General features: G+C 72.6%; 19 protein-coding genes. 12 read left to right on the top strand and 7 right to left on the bottom strand.

Going from position 1 to position 19,676, the window contains the following annotated elements; all coding sequences use genetic code 11:
* The first annotated feature begins 58 nt into the window (after positions 1–58).
* The 6 genes from VMF51_RS20425 (at position 59) to VMF51_RS20400 (ending at position 5,650) form a co-directional block, all read left to right on the top strand.
* Positions 59–949, top strand: coding sequence for a glucosyl-3-phosphoglycerate synthase (locus VMF51_RS20425; RefSeq protein WP_325476312.1), 891 nt, complete (start codon positions 59–61; stop codon positions 947–949).
* On the top strand, positions 946–1,809 hold the full coding sequence (folP, locus tag VMF51_RS20420) for a dihydropteroate synthase (RefSeq protein ID WP_325476311.1): 864 nt from the start codon (positions 946–948) through the stop codon (positions 1,807–1,809). Before VMF51_RS20425 ends, folP begins: the two co-directional genes overlap by 4 nt.
* A gap of 14 nt (positions 1,810–1,823) precedes the next feature.
* Complete coding sequence (locus VMF51_RS20415) at positions 1,824–2,327, top strand: hypothetical protein (protein WP_325476310.1); 504 nt, start codon at positions 1,824–1,826, stop codon at positions 2,325–2,327.
* Positions 2,328–2,329: 2 nt separating this feature from the next.
* A complete protein-coding gene (locus VMF51_RS20410) occupies positions 2,330–3,007 on the top strand; it encodes a dihydrofolate reductase family protein (RefSeq protein WP_325476309.1) in 678 nt (225 codons plus the stop codon).
* Between the two features lie 232 nt (positions 3,008–3,239).
* A complete protein-coding gene (locus VMF51_RS20405; RefSeq protein WP_325476308.1) occupies positions 3,240–4,646 on the top strand; it encodes a cytochrome ubiquinol oxidase subunit I in 1,407 nt (468 codons plus the stop codon).
* Positions 4,643–5,650: a cytochrome d ubiquinol oxidase subunit II gene (locus VMF51_RS20400; RefSeq protein WP_325476307.1), complete on the top strand. Its 1,008-nt coding sequence runs from the start codon at positions 4,643–4,645 to the stop codon at positions 5,648–5,650. The genes VMF51_RS20405 and VMF51_RS20400 overlap by 4 nt, the downstream gene beginning before the upstream one ends.
* Before the next feature lie 164 nt (positions 5,651–5,814).
* On the opposite strand, the gene VMF51_RS20395 is transcribed toward VMF51_RS20400, so the two are convergent.
* Positions 5,815–6,114: a GIY-YIG nuclease family protein gene (locus VMF51_RS20395; RefSeq protein ID WP_325476306.1), complete on the bottom strand. Its 300-nt coding sequence runs from the start codon at positions 6,112–6,114 to the stop codon at positions 5,815–5,817.
* 345 nt (positions 6,115–6,459) lie between these two features.
* Here VMF51_RS20395 and VMF51_RS20390 point away from each other — a divergent pair, with 345 nt between their 5' ends.
* Complete coding sequence (locus VMF51_RS20390; protein WP_325476305.1) at positions 6,460–7,221, top strand: enoyl-CoA hydratase-related protein; 762 nt, start codon at positions 6,460–6,462, stop codon at positions 7,219–7,221.
* Positions 7,218–8,276: an App1 family protein gene (locus VMF51_RS20385; RefSeq protein ID WP_325476304.1), complete on the top strand. Its 1,059-nt coding sequence runs from the start codon at positions 7,218–7,220 to the stop codon at positions 8,274–8,276. Before VMF51_RS20390 ends, VMF51_RS20385 begins: the two co-directional genes overlap by 4 nt.
* Positions 8,277–8,451: 175 nt before the next feature.
* Here VMF51_RS20385 and VMF51_RS20380 read toward each other — a convergent pair whose 3' ends face one another.
* The 4 genes from VMF51_RS20380 to VMF51_RS20365 form a co-directional block, all read right to left on the bottom strand.
* On the bottom strand, positions 8,452–9,165 hold the full coding sequence (locus tag VMF51_RS20380; protein ID WP_325476303.1) for a helical backbone metal receptor: 714 nt from the start codon (positions 9,163–9,165) through the stop codon (positions 8,452–8,454).
* Positions 9,166–9,175: 10 nt separating this feature from the next.
* The gene (locus VMF51_RS20375; RefSeq protein WP_325476302.1) at positions 9,176–9,670 is read right to left on the bottom strand and encodes a thioesterase family protein; all 495 of its coding nucleotides are present in this window, start codon (positions 9,668–9,670) and stop codon (positions 9,176–9,178) included.
* A gap of 399 nt (positions 9,671–10,069) precedes the next feature.
* Complete coding sequence (icmF, locus tag VMF51_RS20370) at positions 10,070–13,213, bottom strand: fused isobutyryl-CoA mutase/GTPase IcmF (protein WP_325476301.1); 3,144 nt, start codon at positions 13,211–13,213, stop codon at positions 10,070–10,072.
* 452 nt (positions 13,214–13,665) lie between these two features.
* Positions 13,666–14,166: a MarR family winged helix-turn-helix transcriptional regulator gene (locus VMF51_RS20365; protein ID WP_325476300.1), complete on the bottom strand. Its 501-nt coding sequence runs from the start codon at positions 14,164–14,166 to the stop codon at positions 13,666–13,668.
* A gap of 52 nt (positions 14,167–14,218) precedes the next feature.
* Between VMF51_RS20365 and VMF51_RS20360 the strand changes: the two genes are divergently transcribed.
* The 4 genes from VMF51_RS20360 to VMF51_RS20345 all read left to right on the top strand — a co-directional run bounded on the left by VMF51_RS20360 (position 14,219) and on the right by VMF51_RS20345 (position 18,188).
* Positions 14,219–15,538, top strand: coding sequence for an MFS transporter (locus tag VMF51_RS20360; RefSeq protein WP_325476299.1), 1,320 nt, complete (start codon positions 14,219–14,221; stop codon positions 15,536–15,538).
* A gap of 145 nt (positions 15,539–15,683) precedes the next feature.
* The gene (locus tag VMF51_RS20355; protein WP_325476298.1) at positions 15,684–16,574 is read left to right on the top strand and encodes an LLM class flavin-dependent oxidoreductase; all 891 of its coding nucleotides are present in this window, start codon (positions 15,684–15,686) and stop codon (positions 16,572–16,574) included.
* Positions 16,575–16,605: 31 nt separating this feature from the next.
* Positions 16,606–17,520: an LLM class flavin-dependent oxidoreductase gene (locus tag VMF51_RS20350; RefSeq protein ID WP_325476297.1), complete on the top strand. Its 915-nt coding sequence runs from the start codon at positions 16,606–16,608 to the stop codon at positions 17,518–17,520.
* 38 nt (positions 17,521–17,558) lie between these two features.
* Positions 17,559–18,188: a hypothetical protein gene (locus VMF51_RS20345; protein WP_325476296.1), complete on the top strand. Its 630-nt coding sequence runs from the start codon at positions 17,559–17,561 to the stop codon at positions 18,186–18,188.
* A 15-nt stretch (positions 18,189–18,203) separates the two neighbouring features.
* Here the strand turns inward: VMF51_RS20345 and VMF51_RS20340 are convergent, their stop codons facing one another.
* Both VMF51_RS20340 and VMF51_RS20335 read right to left on the bottom strand, forming a co-directional pair.
* Positions 18,204–18,626 carry a hypothetical protein gene (locus VMF51_RS20340; RefSeq protein ID WP_325476295.1) on the bottom strand — a complete coding sequence of 141 codons (423 nt, stop codon included), beginning with the start codon at positions 18,624–18,626 and terminating at the stop codon, positions 18,204–18,206.
* Between the two features lie 28 nt (positions 18,627–18,654).
* Entirely contained in the window at positions 18,655–19,659 is a 1,005-nt protein-coding gene (locus tag VMF51_RS20335; RefSeq protein WP_325476294.1) for a TIGR03617 family F420-dependent LLM class oxidoreductase, read from the bottom strand.
* Positions 19,660–19,676 lie beyond the last annotated feature (17 nt).

Genomic DNA, 19,676 nt, shown 5'->3' with positions numbered 1-19,676 from the left:
GCGCACTGAGCGCCGCGGAGCGTGCAAGCCCTGGGACCTGGTCATCTAGTGTCGCGACGTGACGTGGTTCGAGCGCAACACCCATCGCTGGGACGAGTGGACGCTCGACGACCTGCTCGCCGCGAAGGGTGAGCAGCGGGTGAGCCTGGTGGTGCCGGCCCGCAACGAGGCCGCGACCGTCGGCGACGTGGTCACCCGGGTCCGGGAGGCGCTCGTCGAGACCGTCGCGCTGGTCGACGAGATCGTGGTCATCGACTCCGACTCCACCGACGACACCCACGCCGTCGCCTCCGACGCGGGCGCCGTCGTGCACCGCGCCGCCGAGATCCGTCCCGAGCTCGGGTCGCACCCGGGCAAGGGCGAGGCGATGTGGAAGTCGCTGTTCGTCACCGGCGGCGACGTCGTCGTCTTCATGGACGCCGACCTGCTCGACTGGGACACCCACTTCGTACCCGGCCTGCTCGGGCCGCTGCTGACCCGCCCCGAGGTCGGGCTGGTCAAGGGGTTCTACGAGCGGCCTGGTGCGGACGGTGCCTACGAGGGTGGCCGGGTCACCGAGCTGGTCGCCCGCCCGCTGATCGCGCTGCTCTTCCCGCCGCTGGCCGGCCTGGTGCAGCCGCTCGCCGGCGAGTGGGCCGTGCGACGGTCGCTGTTCGAGACGCTCTCCGTACCGACCGGGTACGCCGTAGAGCTGGCCGCCCTCATCGACACGTGGCGCGCCCACGGGATGGACGCGATCGCGCAGGTCGACCTCGGCCGCCGGGCGCACCGGCACCAGGCGCTGCTCGACCTGGGCGCGATGGCGACCCAGATCCTGACGGCGAGCTGGGCGCGCTCCACGCACAGCCACCACGCGGACGACATCCCGCTGACCCAGTTCGGTCCGGGGCGGGAGCCGCGGCAGCACGCCGTACCCGTGATCGAGCGACCGCCGGCGGTGGGCGCATGACGCTGAAACTGGGCCGCCACCACTTCCCCGACGACGCGACGCTGATGATGGCGATCGTCAACCGCACCCCCGACTCGTTCTACGACAAGGGCGCCACCTGGGCCGAGGACAAGGCCTTCGACCGGGTCGCGCAGGTCGTCGAGCAGGGCGCCGAGATCGTCGACATCGGCGGCATCAAGGCGGCCCCCGGGGAGCACATCGACGAGGACGAGGAGAAGCGGCGGGTGGTCGACTTCGTCGCGCGCGTGCGGGCGGCGTACCCCTCCCTCGTCATCTCCGTCGACACCTGGCGCGCCTCGGTCGGCCGGGCGGTCTGCGAGGCCGGGGCCGACGTGCTGAACGACGCATGGGGCGGGGCCGACCCGGGCCTCGTGGACGTCGCGGCGGAGTACGACGCCGCCATCATCTGCACCCACACCGGCGGCGCGACGCCGCGGACCCGGCCGTACCGGGTGGAGTACGACGACGTCGTGCGCTCGGCCATCGCGGACACGGTCGCCTACGCCTACCGGGCCGTCGCCGCGGGCGTCGACCGGCGCTCGGTCGTCATCGATCCCGCCCACGACTTCGGCAAGAACACCTTCCACTCGCTGGAGCTCACGCACCGGCTCGGCGAGATGGTGGAGACCGGCTGGCCGGTGCTGGTCTCGCTGTCCAACAAGGACTTCGTCGGGGAGTCCCTCGACCTGCCCGTCGGCTCGCGGCTGACGGGGACGCTGGCCGCGACGGCGGTGTGCGCGCTGGCGGGGGCACGGATCTACCGCGTCCACGAGGTGGTCGAGACCCGGCAGACCGTCGACATGGTCAACACGATCGCGGGGCGCCGGATGCCGGCTCGGGCGATCAGGGGACTGCAATGAGACGCTTCGCGCTGGTGCCCGGCGTGCTCGCGCTGCTGCCGGAGTACGCCGGCCTCTCCGACCCGGTCCTCGACCTGCGGCTGGCCTGCCTGGACGCGGTCCGCTGGCTGGGGTCCTCGGGAGATGGCGTCGTCGTGGTGGGGGATGCGCAGGGGAGCCGTGTGGGCGAGGCGCTCCTGTCGGCTGGGGGGGGCTCGACGGGCGCTCAGGCGCAGAGCGCCTTCGCTGCTCGACCACCGGCGGTACTGGTGGTGGGGAACGGCTCGGCCCGGCGCTCCGAGAAGGCGCCGGGCCACCTGGACGAGCGGTCCTTCGCGTTCGACGACGCGCTGCGGGCGGCGCTGGTGTCGGGGGACGCGAGCTGGACCGACGACGGGCTCGGGGAGGCGTTGCTGGCGTCGGTGGACGGGATTCACCGGCTGTTCGGCCTGCTGCCGGCCGGGACCGAGGCGCAGGTCGACTACGACGACGACCCTTACGGTGTGCAGTACTGGGTGATGAGGTGGGAGGTCGGTTGACGATGCGGGTGCTGATCGGGCCGGGAGCAGCCGGCGAGCCGGACCTCGACGCGGCGTACGCCGTCCCACGGCTCCCGTGGCTGCGCGTCAACATGATCAGCACGCTCGACGGCGCCGCGACCGGTGCCGACGGGCGCAGCGGATCGATCAACAACGCCGCCGACCATCAGGTCTTCGCGACCCTGCGCCGGCTCGCCGACGCGATCCTGGTCGGTGCGGGGACGGCGCGGGCGGAGAGGTACGGGCCGGCGGACCGGCCGATCGTCGTCGTGAGCCGCCGCGGCGAGGTGCCGCCCACGCTGCGCGACGCGGACCCCGGCCGCGTGCTGCTGGCGACCTGCGGCGCCGCGCCCGGCCTGACGACGGCGCGCGAGCAGCTCGGCGACGAGCACGTCCTGGTCTGCGGCCAGCACCGCGTCGACCTCCCGCTGCTGCGCAGCCGGCTGGTCGCCCGCGGCTGGTCCAGCCTGCTCGCCGAGGGCGGCCCGCACCTGCTCCGCGACCTGCTCGACCAGGGCGCTGCCGACGAGCTCTGCGCGACCATCGTGCCGCGGCTGGTCGGCGGCGACCACGCGCGGATGACGGCCGGCCCGCCGGTCGACGTACCGCTGGAGCTGACGGGGCTGCTCGAGGCCGACGGCACGCTGCTGGGTCGCTGGCTGGTGGCGCGGGAGCGGTAGACCGCGCGCGTGCGGGGCCGCCCAACGGCTGCAATTGCAGCGGTTGAGCAGGGTGGCGGGGCTGGAGCCTGCCCAACGGCCGCAATTGCGGCGCTTGGGCAGGCCGCGGCTGGCGCACCCGCTATCACCCGCATCCGGACCGCTCGCACGACGCCCGACCCCTGCCAGCCAACTTCGTGAAAGAGTTCACAAAGTTCGTTGAACGCGTTCGAGACCACGTACGGTCGTCAAGGTGGGAACGACCAACCTGCTGCTCACCGCCCTGTCCTCGGAGCTCGCCGACCCCGCCGGGCTGATGCCCGCGCGCCAGCAGATGGCGCTGTCCCTGGGGTGGCACATCGTGCTGGCCTGCTTCGGCGTCGCGCTGCCCGCGATGATCTTCGTGATGCACTGGCTCGGCGTACGCCGCCGCGACGACACCGCGCTGCTGCTCGCGCACCGGTGGGCGAAGGTCTCGGCGGTGCTGTTCGCTATCGGGGTCGTGTCCGGCACCGCGCTGGCGTTCCAGATGGGGCTGCTGTGGCCGGGCCTGATGGGCACGTACGGCGACGTGGTCGGCCTGTCGTTCGCGTTCGAGGGGCTGGCCTTCTTCCTGGAGGCGATCTTCCTCGGGATCTACCTCTACGGCTGGGGCCGGATCGACCCCCGCAAGCACCTGTGGTTCGTCCTGCCGATGGCGATCACCGGCATCATCGGCACCTACTGCATCCTCACCGTCAACGCGTGGATGAACGCCCCGGTCGGCTTCGACATCATCGGCGGCGAGGTCACGAACATCGATCCGTGGGCGGTGCTGTTCAACCCCAACGCGATCTGGCAGTTCCTGCACATGTGGGTGGCGGCGTACATGGTCGCCGGCTTCTCGGTCGCCGCGGTGTACGCCGTCGGGCTGCTGAAGGGGCGTCGGGACCGCTACCACCGGCTCGGCTTCACCCTGCCGTTCGCGTTCGCCAGCGTCGCCGCGGTCCTGCAGCCGCTCGTCGGTCACCTGCTCGGCGCCCGGCTCGCGGAGACCCAGCCGGCCAAGCTCGCGGCGTTCGAGCTGGCCACGGAGACCGACGACGGCGCCTCGCCGCTGCGGATCGGCGGCTTCCTCGTCGACGGCGTCGTGAAGTGGTCGATCGACATCCCGTACCTCGGCTCGCTCATGGCGCGGAACTCCTTCACCAAGCCGGTCCAGGGCCTCGACACCATCCCGGTGGAGGACCACCCGCCGGTCAACATCACGCACTGGGCCTTCCAGTCGATGATCGGGATCGGGATCCTGCTGATGCTGGCCGCCGTCGTGTTCTGGGTGGCCCGCTGGCGGGGGCGCGACCTGCTCGAGCAACGCCTGTTCCTGCGGTTCGTGGCGATCTCCGGCGTCCTCGCCGCCATCGCGATGGAGGCCGGCTGGATCGCGACCGAGGTCGGCCGGCAGCCGTGGATCGTCTACGGGATCATGCGCACGCCCGAGGCCGCCGGCGACAACTCCGGCCTGTGGTGGCTGCTCGGCACCACGATGGTCGTCTACACGCTGATGACCATCGGGGCGGCGATCGTCATCCGCTCGATGGCCCGACGATGGCGCGACGGCGAGCAGGACCTGCCCTCGCCGTACGGTCCTCGCGCCGACCAGCTGTCCGGGCGTGCGTCGTGACCCTCGAGATGGCGGTCGCGGCCGCGATGTTCGTGGGCGTGGTGGCGTACGCCCTCTTCGGCGGCGCCGACTTCGGCTCCGGGTTCTTCGACCTCACCGCCGGCGGGTCCGAGCGCGGAGCGGAGCTGCGCACCCAGATCGACCGGAGCATCGGACCGGTCTGGGAGGCCAACCACGTCTGGCTGATCTACGTGCTCGTGACCTGGTGGACGGCGTTCCCCGAGGCGTTCGCCGCAGCCATGAACACGCTGATCGTGCCGATGTTCCTGGCGCTGTTCGGGATCGTGCTGCGCGGGGCGAGCTTCGCGTTCCGCAAGTACGCCGCCACGCTGGCGCAGGCGCGGCTGTTCGGCGTGGTCTTCGCGCTCTCCTCGGTCGTCACGCCGTTCTTCTTCGGCACCGTGGCGGGGGCGATCGCCTCCGGCCGAGTGCCGATGGACGGGCGTGGCGACCTGATCGGGTCGTGGGTCAACCCGACCTCGCTGTTCGGTGGCGTGATCGCCGTCGGCACCTGCGCCTTCCTCGCCGGCGTCTTCCTCACCGCGGACGCCGACCGCGCCGGCGCCACCCGGCTGGCCGAGATCCTGCGGCTGCGCACGCTCTCGGTCGGGCTGGTCACCGGCGCCGTGGTCTTCGCCGCGCTGGTCCCGATCGAGCGCGACGCCCCGACCCTGGCCGACGGCCTCGAGACCCGGGCCGCGCCGCTGATCGTGCTGTCGTTCCTCGCGGGCGTCGGCACGCTGGTACTCCTGGTACGCCGCCGCTACGCGCTCGCCCGCCCCGTCGCCCTGCTCGCCGTCGCCGCCGTCGTCCTCGGCTGGGGCGTCGGCCAGTACCCCTGGCTGCTCGTCGACCAGATCACCATCGCCGACGCCGCCGGCGCGCGCGCCACGCTCCAGGGCGTCCTGATCGCCGGTGCCGTCGCCGCCGCCCTCGTCCTCCCCTCGTTGGCCTACCTCTACCGCCTCACCCAGACCGAGGAGTGGACCCGCCCCGAGCACTGACGCCGTTGGTCGAGCAGCGAAGGACGAAGTCCTGAGCGCTGGCTCCGGGGGTCGAGCAGCGAAGGACGAAGTCCTGAGCCCCGGCTCCGTGGGTCGAGCAGCGAAGGACGAAGTCCTGAGCGCCCGTCGAGACCCCCGGAACCCGCCGACCACGCCGACCCCGGTCACTCGAGCGGAGGCAGCGTCCTCCCGCGCGCGAGCCCCGGCAGGTCGTCCAGCCGACCCTCGATCAGCGCGATCCGCTTGGCACGCCCCCAGCTCTGGATCTGCTTCTCGTAGGCGAAGGCATCGTCGACCCGCGCGAAGTCGGCGCACCACACGAGCCTGACGGGTCGACGACGCCGGGGACGCGTGTACGCCGCCCCCTCGCCGCTCTGGTGCTGGCTGAGTCGTCGTTCGAGGTCGACGGTGCTGCCGACGTAGAGCGATCCGTCGGCGCACTCGAGGATGTAGGTCCAGGGCATGTGGGAAGGCGTCCCCGGAGGAGGGTGGTGGGCAAACCGCGGGTGGGGTGGCCTGTGGATGACGAGGTCGGGGTTGCTTGCTGGCTGCGGGGGTCTCGACGGGCGCTCAGGACTTCGTCCTTCGCTGCTCGACCACCGGGTGAGCTACTACTACCCGGGGGTCGAGCAGTGAGGCCGCGCTAGCGGGCGAGCGCCCGTCGAGGCCCCAGCACCCGAGCGGCGACCTCGCCCGGCCCATCGAGACATCGACGTCGCCGGCGCGCGAGGGGGGTCTCGACGGGCGCTCAGGACTTCGTCCTTCGCTGCTCGACCACCGGCTCCGGCGCGGTCGGTACCCTCCGTGCTGTGAGTGACGACGACCTCCTCATCCGCCGGTCCGAGGGCGTGGTCGAGGTGACGTTCAACCGGCCGGAGCGGCGCAACGCGTTCACGAAGGCGATGTACGCCGGGCTGCGGGAGCTGTGCGCGGAGCTGCGGGACGACACCGCCGTACGCGCCCTCGTGCTGCGCGGCGCGGGCGGAAAGGCGTTCGCGGCGGGGAACGAGATCAGCGACTTCGTCGACGCCGACGCGGTGGCGTACGAGGGCTGGATCCGCGAGCTCCTCGAGGAGCTGTTCGCGCTTCCGCAGGTCACCATCGCGGCGGTCGACGGCGTGTGCGTGGGCGGCGGGCTGGCCGTCGCGTCGCACTGCGACCTGCGGCTGGCGACGCCGGGGAGCCGGTTCGGCTACCCGATCGCGCGCACCCTCGGCAACGCGCTCTCCGCCTCGATCGTCTACCGCACCGCCGCCGTCTTCGGGGAGGCCCTGACCCGCGAGATGCTGCTCGCGTCCCGGCTCGTCGACGCCGATCGGGCGTACGCCGTCGGCGCGCTGCTCGCCGTCGTCGACGACCTCGACGCGGAGCTCGCCGTACTCCTCGACGGGCTGTCCGCCGCGTCGGCCGTGACGCTGCGGACCACCAAGGCGCAGCTCCTCGCCCGCGCCCGGGTCGCCGAGGCCCCGCCGCGCGACGACGAGGCGATGCTGCGCGAGGTCTACACGGGGCCGGACTTCGTCGAGGGGGTGCGGGCCTTCCTGGCGAAGGAGAAGCCCGCCTTCGGATGAGCCGGGCGCGCTCGATCCTCGGTGCCGTCGAACGGCGGTGGGACCGTGCGCGCCGAGCCCGCTGGGGCGACAAGGTCGCCGCGGACTTCCGGATCGTGGCGTACGTCGGCCACGGCCGCGTCGGCCCCTCCGGCACCGGGACCGCGATCGTGCGGGGCCGGGTGCTCGACGACGCCGAGCCCGCGGAGACGATCGCGGGGGAGAGCCCGTGGGCGGCGGTACGGCGCAGCGTCGCCGGCTTCCTGACGACCGAGCTGCCCGGCGTGCACGTGCGGATCGAGGTCGGTGGCGTCGCCGTCGACGCGGTCACCGACGACGACGGCTACTTCCGCGCGGAGCTGGCCGACGCCCGGCTGGTGGCGCCGTGGACCGAGGGCACGATCAGCCTGACCGCGCCGTACCGCGGGGTCGACGAGGCGCGCGCCGTCGCGCGGATCCGGGTCGACGACGGCGGGGCGCGGCTGGGCGTGCTGTCGGACGTCGACGACACGATCCTGGTCACCGGCGTGCAGCGGACCTGGACGATGATCCGCCAGACCCTGACCGGGTCGGCGCTGACCCGGACGTCGTTCGCCGGCGCGCCGGAGCTCTACCGGGCGCTGGCGGGCGCGGACGGGAGCAACCCGTTCTTCTACATCTCCTCCAGCCCGTGGAACCTGCACGACTTCCTGCTCGGCTTCCTCGCCCATCGCGGCTTCCCGCCCGGCCCGGTGCTGCTGCGCGACCTGGTGACCGGCGGGCACAAGCGGGAGCGGATCGACGAGGTGCTGACCCTGCACCCCGACCTGCGCTTCGTGCTGATCGGCGACTCGGCCGAGCACGACCCGGAGATCTACGCGGAGACGGTCCGCCGCTACCCGGGCCGGGTCCTCGCCGTCTGCATCCGCGAGGTGCGCCTCGACCCCTTCGACGGCCGGGTGGAGGCGGTCCAGGCGGACTGGGACGCCTCGGTCCCGTTCGTGCTCGCCGCCGACTCGGCGGGCATCGCGCGCGAGCTGGCGCGGCTGGGGTTGCTGAGCGACGCGGACGTCGCCGCGGTGGCCGGCGCGAGCTGACGTCCGGGTGCGGGGGTCTCGACGGGCGCTCAGGACTTCGTCCTTCGCTGCTCGACCACCGGCGGGCCGCTGCTCGACCACCGGGTCCGTAACGCCCCGGCCCGCGGCTCGTTGATCCAGGTAGAGCGGACGGTGGGTCGAGGCCCGTGGGGGTGGTCTCGACCCGCCGTCGCGTTCACCCCGTGGTTCGGGCGAGGGAGGCGTGCGCCTCGACCAGCGACGGGCCGTACCAGGTCAGCAGCCGGCCGCTGACCAGCTCGGTGGGGGTGGCGAAGACACCGTCGGCGGCGGTGAACTCGTACGGTTCGTCCGGCAGGAGTACGACGTCCGCTCCGCGCGCGTCGATGTCGTCCAGGGAGACGTGCGGGTAGCGGTCCGGGTGCGACCCGAAGACGTTCTCCAGGCCCAGCCGGCGGGCCAGGTCGCCCGTGAAGGTCCGGGAGCCGACGACCATCCACGGGTCGCGCCAGATCGGGATGGCGACGCGGCGGCGTACCGGCGGGAGCGGGCCGAGCCACAGCGACCGGGCCTCCTCGAGCCAGGGCGGGCGCGGCCAGTCGAGCACGTCGTCGAAGAGCTCGTCGAAGCAGGAGATCGCCTGCGGCACGGTCTCGATCACCGTGACGTGGACCCGCACGCCGGCGTCGCGGAGGCGGCGTACGTCGAGCTCGCGGTTTTCCTCCCGATTGGCGATCACCAGGTCGGGGGAGAGGGCGCGGATCGCGGCCAGGTCGGGGTTCTTGGTCCCGCGGACCCGGGCGACGCCGTACGACTCGAGGTCACCCGGGTGGGTGCACCAGTCGGTCGCGCCGACCAGTGCCTCGGGCCGCACGCTGGCGAGCGCCTCGGTGATCGAGGGCACCAGCGACACGACCCGCTGTCGGCTCATCGCAGTACGTTCACCGCAGGGCGATGGACCCCGACAGCGTCGGCTCGAACGGCAGCTTGCCGTGCTCGGCGACCCGGGCGTCGACCAGGGCGGCGACGTCGGCCGGCCACGGCGAGCTCTTGCGGGTGGTCATGTCGATGTGGAGGAAGATCTCCTCCATCACGTAGCTCAGCTGCTTGCGGGTCTCGTCGACCAGGTAGACCACGGCGTGGATCGCGCGCTCCGAGCGGCCGACCAGCCGCACCCGCACCGAGACCTGGTCGCCGGTCAGCAGCTCGTTGACGTAGGTCAGGTGGTGCTCGGCGGAGAAGACCGCGAAGCCCTTGTCGACCCAGTTGGTGGGGATGCCGACCTCGGTCAGCGAGTCGTCGAGGCCCTCGCTCGCGATGCCGATGTAGTGGCGCACGTTCATGTGCCCGTTGATGTCCTCGAAGGCCACGGGCACGCGGCGCTCGCTGTAGGCGGGGAGGTCGGCCAGCTGGTCGTACGTCGGCAGGGTGGTCACGACGGGCAGGGTACCCAGTGCCGCAGGTCGGCGCCTCGCCGGTGGTCGAGCAGCGAAGGACGAAGTCCTGCGCGCCCGTCGAGACCCCCGTAGCGCGCTGGTGGCGTCGGTGTCCCGATGAGGCGGGGGAGAGGTCGCTGTTCGGGTGCTGGGGTCTCGACGGGCGCTCGCCCGCTAGCGCGGCCTCGCTGCTCGACCACCGGGGTAAGTCCTGAGCGCCCGTCGAGACCCCTGTAGCGCGCGGGTGCCGTCACCGGGCGGTGGTTGAGGTGCGAAGGCGCTCAGCGCCTGAGCCTCGAAACCCGGTGAGTCGACCCTCGGCCTCGATCACGGCCGACTCTCCGGTCGCCGGGTTTCGAGGCTCGCTGCGCTCGCACCTCAACCAGCGCAGGGGCGACCTCACACGTTGCGGCGGTAGGCCCCGCCGACCTCGAAGAACGCCTCGGTGACCTGGCCTAGCGAGCAGACGCGCGCCGCGTCCATGAGGACGGCGAAGACGTTCTCGCCCGAGGTCGCGGCCTCCTTGAGGCGGGCGAGCGCGGCGGCGGCCTCGTCGGTGTTCGCGGCCTGGAAGTCGCGGACCCGGGTCAGCTGCGACTCCTTCTCCGCCTCGGTCGCGCGGGCCAGCTCGACGTGCGTGGGCGTGGCCCCGTCGGCGTCCTTCTTCAGGAAGGTGTTCACGCCGATGATCGGCAGGGTGCCGTCGTGCTTGCGGTGCTCGTAGAGCATCGACTCGTCCTGGATCCGGCCGCGCTGGTAGCCGGTCTCCATCGCCCCGAGTACGCCGCCGCGCTCGTTGATCGCGTCGAACTCGGCGAGTACGGCGGCCTCCACGAGGTCGGTCAGCTCGTCGATGATGAACGAGCCCTGGAGCGGGTTCTCGTTCATCGCCAGGCCCCACTCGCGGTTGATGATCAGCTGGATGGCCAGCGCGCGGCGTACCGACTCCTCGCTCGGGGTCGTCACCGCCTCGTCGAAGGCGTTGGTGTGCAGGCTGTTGGCGTTGTCGTAGATGGCGATCAGCGCCTGCAGCGTGGTGCGGATGTCGTTGAAGTCCATCTCCTGCGCGTGCAGGGAGCGGCCCGAGGTCTGCACGTGGTACTTCAGCTTCTGCGAGCGCTCGTTCGCGCCGTACTTGTCCCGCATCGCCACCGCCCAGATCCGGCGCGCGACCCGGCCGATGACGGAGTACTCGGGGTCCATCCCGTTGGAGAAGAAGAACGACAGGTTGGGCGCGAAGTCGTCGATGTCCATGCCGCGGGCGAGGTACGCCTCGACGTACGTGAAGCCGTTGGCGAGGGTGAAGGCGAGCTGGCTGATGGGGTTCGCCCCGGCCTCGGCGATGTGGTAGCCGGAGATGCTCACGGAGTAGAAGTTGCGCACCCCCTGCTCGATGAACCATTCCTGGATGTCGGCCATGCAGCGCAGGCTGAACTCGGTGGAGAAGAGGCAGGTGTTCTGGCCCTGGTCCTCCTTGAGGATGTCGGCCTGGACCGTGCCGCGGACCGTGCGCAGCGCCTCGGCTGGGGCGATGCCGCGCTCGCGCGCCTGGTCCATCGCGGTGTTGAGGTAGAAAGCCAGCACGGTCGGCGCGGGGCCGTTGATGGTCATGCTGACGCTGGTCGTGGGGGCGAGCAGGTCGAAGCCGTCGTAGAGCTGCTTCATGTCGTCGAGCGTCGCCACCGAGACGCCGGACGTGCCGACCTTGCCGTAGATGTCGGGGCGCTCGTCGGGGTCGCGGCCGTACAGCGTCACCGAGTCGAACGCGGTGCTCAGGCGGGTCGCCTCGTTGCCCTCGGAGAGGAGCTTGAAGCGGCGGTTGGTGCGGGCCGGGTCGCCCTCGCCGGCGAACATCCGCGCCGGGTCCTCGCCCTCCCGCTTGAACGGGAACACCCCGGCGGTGAACGGGAAGAAGCCGGGCAGGTTCTCCCGACGGAAGAACCGCACCAGCTCGCCGTGGTCGGTGAACCGGGGTACGGCGACCCGCGGGACCGTGTTGCCTGAGAGCGACTCGCGGCCGGGCTTGTCGGCGTACGCCTGGACGACGAAGGGCCAGTCGGCCAACTGGTCGCGGAGCTCCGACGGCAGCTGGGTCTCGATACGCTCGCTGGCGCTCGCTACTCGACCGACGAGGTCGTCGTCGGCGAGGTCGTCGGCCACCAGCCGGTACGCCTGCGCCCGACGGGCCGCGGCGGCGAGCTCCTCGGTGCGGGCGTGGTAGCCGCGGACGGTCTCGGTGATCTCGGCCAGGTAGCGCACCCGCTCCTGCGGGACGACGGCGCGGATCCCGGACGAGTGCTTGACCTCGACCGGCTCGAGGACGCCGGCCTCCAGCGGGAGGCCCTGCTCGGCGAGGGTGCCGCGCAGGTGCTGGTAGAGCGCGGTGACGCCGTCGTCGTTGAAGGTGGCGGCGCTGGTGCCGAAGACCGGCATGTCGCTCGGCTGCTGGCCGAACGCCTCGCGGTTGCGGACCAGCTGGCGGCCCACGTCGCGCAGCGCGTCCCGGGCGCCGCGGCGCTCGAACTTGTTGATCGCGACGACGTCGGCGAAGTCGAGCATGTCGATCTTCTCCAGCTGCGAGGCGGCGCCGAACTCGGGCGTCATCACGTACAGCGAGGTGTCGACGAAGGGCACGATCGCCGCGTCGCCCTGGCCGATACCGGGGGTCTCCACGATGACGAGGTCGAAGCCCGCCGCCTTCAGCACGGTGATCACGTCGGCGAGCTGGTCGGGGATCTCGTGCGCACCGCGGGTGGCCAGGCTGCGGAAGAACACCCGGTCGCCGTCGAGGGAGTTCATCCGGATCCGGTCGCCGAGCAGCGCGCCGCCGCCCTTGCGCCGGGTGGGGTCCACCGCCACCACGGCCACCCGGAGCTTGTCCTGCTGGTCGACGCGGAAGCGTCGTACGAGCTCGTCGGTGAGGGACGACTTGCCGGACCCGCCGGTGCCGGTGATGCCGAGGACCGGCGCGTGGCTGCGTCCCGCGGCGTCGGCGAGCGCGGCGCGTACGTCGGCCGGCAGCCGGCCCTGCTCCGCGGCGGTGATCGCCCGGGCGATCGCGAACCGGTCGCCGCTCAGCACCTGCTCGGCGCCGACCTGCTTGGCGCCCCAGAGGTCGGTGTCGCACGTCTTCACGACGCTGTTGATCATCCCGACCAGGCCCATCCGCTGGCCGTCCTCGGGGGAGAAGATCGTGACGCCCGAACCGCGCAGCCGCTCGATCTCGTCGTGCACGATCACCCCGCCGCCTCCGCCGACGACCTGAACGTGGTCGGCGCCCTGGGCGCGCAGCGACTCGACGAGGTACTCGAAGTACTCCACGTGGCCGCCCTGGTACGACGACACCGCGACCCCCTGGACGTCCTCCTCCAGGGCGGCGTCGACGACCTCCTGGACGGAGCGGTTGTGGCCGAGGTGGACGACCTCGCAGCCCTGGCTCTGGAAGATCCGCCGCATGATGTTGATCGAGGCGTCGTGCCCGTCGAACAGGCTGCTCGCGGTCACGAGCCGGACGGGGTGCTGAGGGGTGTGCAGGTCGGTCATGGGGGTCCTTCGATGAGTTGGTTGGACGTCCAACTATTCGAGGATAGGTCGTGGGTGCGCTACGGGGAAGTAGTTGGGACCGGGCTCGCGCGCGGGGAGTCGCAGGGGCCTCAGGGGTCGCGGCTTCATCACGGTATGCAGACGAGTTCTCGCCTCCCATGGTGGGTACGCCGTGGGAACCGCCGGCTCGTCTGCATACCGTGATGTGCCTGCAGCCCGGCCCGGCCCCCGACCCCACCCGCCCCGATTACTCGAATTTGATGACGACGGAACGTGACCCAGGTCATAGCGTTTTGCTCAGGGTGTTCGACGCTCATCGGGTGTGGCGCGCGGCTCTGGAGGGAGCCATCCGTCACGGGCGACCTGCTGATGCTCGGCCCCGCTGGTCGGCTCCGGAGTTCCGCGTTCCCGTGGTTCGAGCTCCGGAGCCGGCCGTTCAACGGTGCATGCGGTCAGTCCACCCGGTCGCCCGCCTCGGCGCGCACCGCGCCGAGGAGCTCGGTCAGGGAGGCGACCTGCTCGGGCGTGATCCCGGGGCGCTCGAAGACCTGCCCGTTGAGGCCCTCGGTCGCGGTCTCGACGACCGCGCGTCCGGCGTCGGTGATCGAGGCGACGATGACCCGCCGGTCGTCGGTACGGCGGACGCGCTCGACGTACCCCTGCTTCTCCAGCCGGTCCACGGCGCTGGTGACGCTCGTGGGGTGCACCTGGAGCAGCGACCCGAGCCGGGTCATCGGCATCCCGCCCGCCCGGGAGAACGACAGCAGCCGCAGCACCTCGTAGCGGGCGAAGGTCAGACCCAGCGGCCGAAGGACGGCGTCGATGCGCTCCATCAGCAGCTGCTGGACCCGCACGACCGAGGTCACCATCGCCATGCCGTCGGCGGCGTCGGCCCAGCCGTGGCGGGTCCACTGACGGTGCGCCTCGCGGATCGGATCGCGGTCGGGACTCACGGGCGACAGCGTAGGCGGAATGGAATCGGGGTCCGCCCGGTTGCCGCCAGACATGGTGGACGACTCTCGGCGGATCTCGGTGCTGCTCGGTCTGCTGTTCGGACTGGCGGGCATGGGATCGGCGTCGGCGGCGGTCGCTCTGCCCATGCTCGGCGACCATTTCGACATCGGCGTCGGGCAGTCGACGTGGGTGATCAGCCTGTACGCGCTGATGCTCGCGGTCACCACCGCGGTCTACGGCCGGATCTCCGACCTGGTCGGCGTGAAGGGACCGCTGCTGGTCGGCATCGGCCTGATGACCGCGGGTGCACTCGTCGCGGCCGCGGCACCGTCGTACGGCGTCCTGCTGGTCGCTCGCCTCTTCCAGGGCGCGGGCGCGGCGGCCGTGCCGACGCTGGGGGTCGCGATCCTCAGCTCCCGGTACGACGGGGCGATCCGCGGCCTGGCCCTCGGCCGACTGGCCGCCGTCGCCGCGGCGATCTCCTGCCTCGGCCCGCTCGTCGGCGGCGTCGTGGAGCACGCCTTCGGCTGGCGCGCGGTGCTGGCGGTCCCGATCCTCGGCGCCGCCGTGATCCCGTTCCTGTGGCGCGCCCTGGTGGGCGAGGGCACGGGGGCCGGGCTCGACATCCTGGGTGCCGTCCTCGTCGCGCTGACCGCCGCGGGCCTGGTGCTGCTGGTGCAGTCACCGTCGACCGGCCTCGTCGTCGCGCTCGTCGGCGTCCTGCTGCTCGTGCTCGGCGCGCCGCTCGCCGCCCTGCAGGTACGGCGCCGGCCGCTCGACGGCTTCCTCCCGACGGCGGTGATCGGCAACCGGACCGTGGTGCGCAGCGCGCTGGCCGCGGCGGCGGTTCCGGCGGCCTGGTTCGGGCAGCTGATCGCCGTGCCGGCGGTGCTGGTGCACGACGGCTGGGAGCCGTGGCAGGTCGGGCTGCTGCTGGTCCCGAGCGCCGTCGTCGCCATGTTCGTGCCGCGGATCGTGGGTCCGTTGCTCGCCCGGACTGGTTCGGCGATCACGCTGGCCGTGGCGGGCTCGACCGCGACGTTCGCGCTGCTCGTCACGGGGCTCGGGGCTGGCCTGGACTCCGCGCCGGTGCTCGGCGTCGGCGTGCTGCTGGTGACGGTGGCCTTCGGCATCGGTCAGCCGGCCATGACGGCGGCCGTGAGCTCGGCGGTGCACCAGGACGTGCGCGGGGTCGCCCTCGGCATCGCGACGCTGGTGTTCATGACCGGCGGCTCGGTCGGCTCGGCCGTCGTCGGCGGGGCCGGCGGCGTCCTCGGCGTACCGCTCGCGCTGGCGCTGCTCGCGCTCCTGCCTGTCCTGGGGCTCGTCGTCCTGATCCCCGAGCTGCGCCGGCAGGCCGTGCCCGCCTGACGCCGGCGTCCGGCTCGCCGGGTCTCGACGGGCGTCAGGACTTCGTCCTTCCTGCTCGACCACCGATCCCGGTCATCGGGATCCCGGCCGGCGATCCGACCGGCGCCGGACCGACCCGTGCCAGGGTGGCCCCGTGCAGGTGGGGATGACGCTGCCCGTGATGGAGCCGGACCTGTGGGCCGCCGACGGGGTCCTGGAGGCGTGGGCCCGGGCGAGCGACGAGGGACCGTTCTCGTCGGTCTGCTTCGGGGAGCGGATGGCCTTCGACAACCCCGAGACGCTGACCCTGCTCGGGGCGGTCGCGGCGTGGACCCGGCGGGTGCGGATCGTGACCACGGTCGTCGTACCCCAGCTGCACGACCCGGTGCTGCTCGCCAAGTCCCTCGCGACCGGCGACCGGCTCAGCGGCGGCCGTCTCACCGTCGGGCTGGGCGTGGGAGGCCGGGTCGAGGACTACCGCGCGGTCGGCGCGGACCTCGGCACCCAGCGGATGCGCGAGCTGGGCGACCGGGCCGCCGTCATGCGCCGGGTCTGGCGCGGCGAGCGGGTCGGCGAGGACGTGGGGCGGGTCGGTCCGCCGCCGGTGCAGGAGGGTGGCCCGGAGCTGTTCGTCGGGACCACCGGTCCCCGGACGATCCGGTACGCCGCCGGGTGGGCCGACGGCCTCGCCGGCGTCTCGCTCGACCTGTCCCTGGAGCGGGTCGGCGAGCTGTTCGACATCGCCCGGAAGGCGTGGGCCGAGGAGGGTCGGCCGGCACCGCGGCTGACGACCTCGTTCTGGTTCGCGCTGGAGGAGACCTCCGGCGGCCGGGCGCGCGAGCAGGTGCACCGGCACCTGCGCCACTATCTGAGCTGGCTCCCCGGCGACCTCGTCGACGCGATGGCGCCGACGACCGGGTTCGCCGGCACCGTGCCCGAGCTGGTCGACCTGCTGCGGCGCTTCGAGGACCTCGGCACCGACGAGGTCCAGCTGATCCCGACCGGGTCCGACGTCGAGCAGGTGCACCGGGTGGCCGAGGCCCTGCACGGGGGCTGACCGGACGGACCGGTTCTGGCACAGTTCCGCCATGAAGCTCGGGATGTCCTTGCCGGTGACGGTGGACGGACTCTGGGATCCCCTCGACACCCTCGAGCAGTGGGCCCGCGCGATCGACGAGGGCCCGTTCGCCTCGACGACGATCGGCGGCCGGGTCGCCGGGGACAGTCCGGACATCGGCGCGCTCCTCGGCGCGGTCGCCGCCTGGACGAGCCGGGTCGAGATCGTCGCGGCCATCACGCCCCAGCTGTACGACGCCGTCCTGCTCGCCAAGTCGCTCGCGACCGTCGACCGGCTCAGCCAGGGCCGGCTGACGGTCGCGCTCGGCGTCAGCGCGCGCGACGACGACTACCGCGCCCTCGGCGTCGACCTGCGCACCCAGAACGTGCACCAGCTCGCCGACCGTGCCCGCACCATGCGCTGGGTCTGGCGGGGCGACCACCTCACCGACACCGTCCGTCCGGTCGGCCCGCGACCGGTGCGCGACAGCGGACCGCTCCTGCTGATGTCGTTGTTCGGACCGCACGCGGTCCGCAGCGGCGCGGCCTGGGCCGACGGGGTGCAGCACGTGATCGAGAGCCCGGACGAGCCGTGCCTCGCCGAGCTGGCCGAGATCTTCGACCTGGCGCGGGCGAGCTGGGCCGATGCGGGTCGTCCGGCGCCGCAGCTGCGGACGTCGTTCTGGTTCGCCCTCGACGAGACCGCGCCCGCAGGAGCGCGGCAGCAGATCGAGGACCACGTACGCGACTACGTCGACTGGGCCAACCCGGGCTACGTCGAGGAGACCGGCCGCGTCGCCGGGTACGCCGGGGACGCGGCGGGTCTCGTCGACGCCCTGCGGCGCTTCGAGGACCTCGGCGTCGACGAGGTCAACCTGATCCCCACCAGCGCCGACCCCGCCCAGGTGGGCATCGTTGCCGAGATCGCGGGAAAATTGCTCGGCTAGACCCCGGTCGCGGGTGCCGCGCGCCCTACGGTGTGCGAGTGCGCAACGACTGGATCCCGGGCGCCGCGGCCCTGCTCGTCACCGGGGCGATGGCGCTCGCGCTCGCCACGCTGCTGACGCCCACCGGCTCCTCCGGGCCTGAGACGCTCCAGCTGGTGCGCGAGCACGACAGCCGCTGGCTCGCGGTGTCGGCGATCTACTTCCTCGCCGCCGCGATGCTCATCATCGGACTGCCCTCACTGCTGGTGCTGGTCCCGGACCGGGGCCGGAACGTCGCCTTCGCCGCCACGGTCTCGCTCGCCGTGGGGTTCATCGGCGTCGCCGGCTACGCGATGCTGCTCGTCTTCTTCCGCGCCCTGGCCGTCACCGACGCGCTGCGCGACCACAGCATCGACGCCGTGACGGAGGAGACGGGGCTGCGGGTCTTCCTCTACGGCTGGATCCTGGCCTTCTACCTCGGCGAGCTGCTGCTCGCGATCGCGTTCCTGCGGGCCGGATCGGTCCCGCGCTGGGTGCCGGCGCTGTTGCTGCTGCACGTGCTGACCCTGCCGCTCGGCCCGCTGCTGCCCGAGGCGGTCGCGCGCGGTTCGATCCTGGCCTTCGCGCTGGCCTTCGCCGGCGCGGGCATCCGGGCCGCGAGCCCGCCGCCCGGGACCAGGCCGCGTTGAGGTCTCCCGGCCCGACTACGTCGACTCGCCGGACACGAGCCAGCGTCCATCGGCGTAGAGCATCCAGAACCTCCTGACCTCGCCTCCGCCGGTCGGGGCCTCCACCAACGCCTCGCCGGACGGGTCCCAGGCCGGCACCTCCATCGCCGCGTCCGCCGGAGGGAGCCGAATCCGGCCCATGCGTGCCGCGCGCTCGGGACAGCTCGTCCCCGGACCGCCGAGCGAGGGGTGTCGGCGGAGCAGGTCGGCGTGGAGCCCGGACCCGGGTGCTTCCAGGTCGCACACGCCCGGGTCGCTCGCGGCCGCGGCGGCCAGCCAGTCCCGCAGCCCGTCCTCGGCGGCGTCGTAGGAGTCCTCCGACCCGCAGCCGGTCAGCGCGAACCCGGCGGCCACGCAGGCCGCCAGGAAGAGCAGGCCACGACGCACGGGATCGGACACGGGACTCCTTCGGGCGAGGTTGTCGGGATCAGGCCGCGTTGAGGGCGGCCGCCAGCTCGCCGACCTGGGCCAGCGGGGCGTCGTACCCGGGGAAGTAGCAGCAGACCCGCTCGGCCACCGCGCCGAACCGGCGGTCGAGCTCGGCGGCGCACTCCTCCGGGGTGCCGCGCACGCCGATCGTCTCGACCATCTCGTCGGTGACCAGGGCCATCATCGCGGCGACGTCGCCGCGCTTGGACAGGGCGTTCAGCTCGGGCTGGAGCTCGCCCCAGCCCTCCACGTCGAGGACGGAGCGGTACGCCGGGGTCGAGCCGTAGAACGCGAGCAGCCCCCGGACGCCGAGCGTGGCCGCCTCGAGCTCGGCCGGTGTGCGGCCCATCGCGAGGATGGCCTGCGGGAAGATGCCGATCGACTCGCGGCCGGCCAGCTCCAGGCCCTCCTGTACGGCGGGGAGCGTTCGCTCGGCGAAGTGGCGCCGGCTGTGGAAGGGCATCACCAGCAGCCCGTCGGCCACCTCCGCCGCGGTCCGGGTCATCACCGGTCCGAGCGCGCCGAGCAGCACCGGCGGGGCGCCGTACGGGTTCGGGCCGGGGACGAACGTGGGCGGCATCAGCGTGTGCCGGGTGTGCTCGCCGCGGAAGTCCAGCGGCGTGCCGTGCTGCCAGGAGCCGAGGATCGCCTTCACGGCACCCACGATCTCGCGCATCCGAGCCGCGGGCGGCGACCAGGTGGCGCCGTACCGCTTCTCGATGTGCGGGCGGATCTGCGAGCCCAGCCCGAGGCGGAAGCGGCCCTTCGACATCAGCTGCAGGTCCCACGCGGTGTGCGCCAGGTGCATCGGGGAGCGTGGCATCGCGATGGCGACGTTCGTCATCAGGTCGGTCTCGACCACGCCGGCGGCGGCCGCCAGGGGCAGGAAGACGTCGTGCGGCCCCTCGAAGGTGAACAGGCCGTCGACCCCGGCCGCGACGAGCTCGCGGGCGCGGTCGGCCGCGACGTCGGGTCGGGCGTCGAGCTGGACATCGAGGAGCATGGTGGGATCCTCACCCG

The organism is Nocardioides sp. (assembly GCF_035503875.1).
GTDB lineage: Bacteria > Actinomycetota > Actinomycetes > Propionibacteriales > Nocardioidaceae > Nocardioides.
The sequence above is the reverse complement of the archived record's forward strand: the minus strand, read 5'-3'. Positions and strand labels throughout refer to the sequence as shown.

Coding starts and splice junctions, on each gene's coding strand:
- folP (WP_325476311.1), top strand. CDS start 946: ATGACGCTGAAACTGGGCCGCCACCACTTCCCCGACGACGCGACGCTG.
- VMF51_RS20410 (WP_325476309.1), top strand. CDS start 2,330: ATGCGGGTGCTGATCGGGCCGGGAGCAGCCGGCGAGCCGGACCTCGAC.
- VMF51_RS20395 (WP_325476306.1), bottom strand. CDS start 6,114: ATGCCCTGGACCTACATCCTCGAGTGCGCCGACGGATCGCTCTACGTC.
- VMF51_RS20385 (WP_325476304.1), top strand. CDS start 7,218: ATGAGCCGGGCGCGCTCGATCCTCGGTGCCGTCGAACGGCGGTGGGAC.
- VMF51_RS20380 (WP_325476303.1), bottom strand. CDS start 9,165: ATGAGCCGACAGCGGGTCGTGTCGCTGGTGCCCTCGATCACCGAGGCG.
- icmF (WP_325476301.1), bottom strand. CDS start 13,213: ATGACCGACCTGCACACCCCTCAGCACCCCGTCCGGCTCGTGACCGCG.
- VMF51_RS20360 (WP_325476299.1), top strand. CDS start 14,219: ATGGTGGACGACTCTCGGCGGATCTCGGTGCTGCTCGGTCTGCTGTTC.
- VMF51_RS20355 (WP_325476298.1), top strand. CDS start 15,684: ATGACGCTGCCCGTGATGGAGCCGGACCTGTGGGCCGCCGACGGGGTC.
- VMF51_RS20350 (WP_325476297.1), top strand. CDS start 16,606: ATGAAGCTCGGGATGTCCTTGCCGGTGACGGTGGACGGACTCTGGGAT.
- VMF51_RS20335 (WP_325476294.1), bottom strand. CDS start 19,659: ATGCTCCTCGATGTCCAGCTCGACGCCCGACCCGACGTCGCGGCCGAC.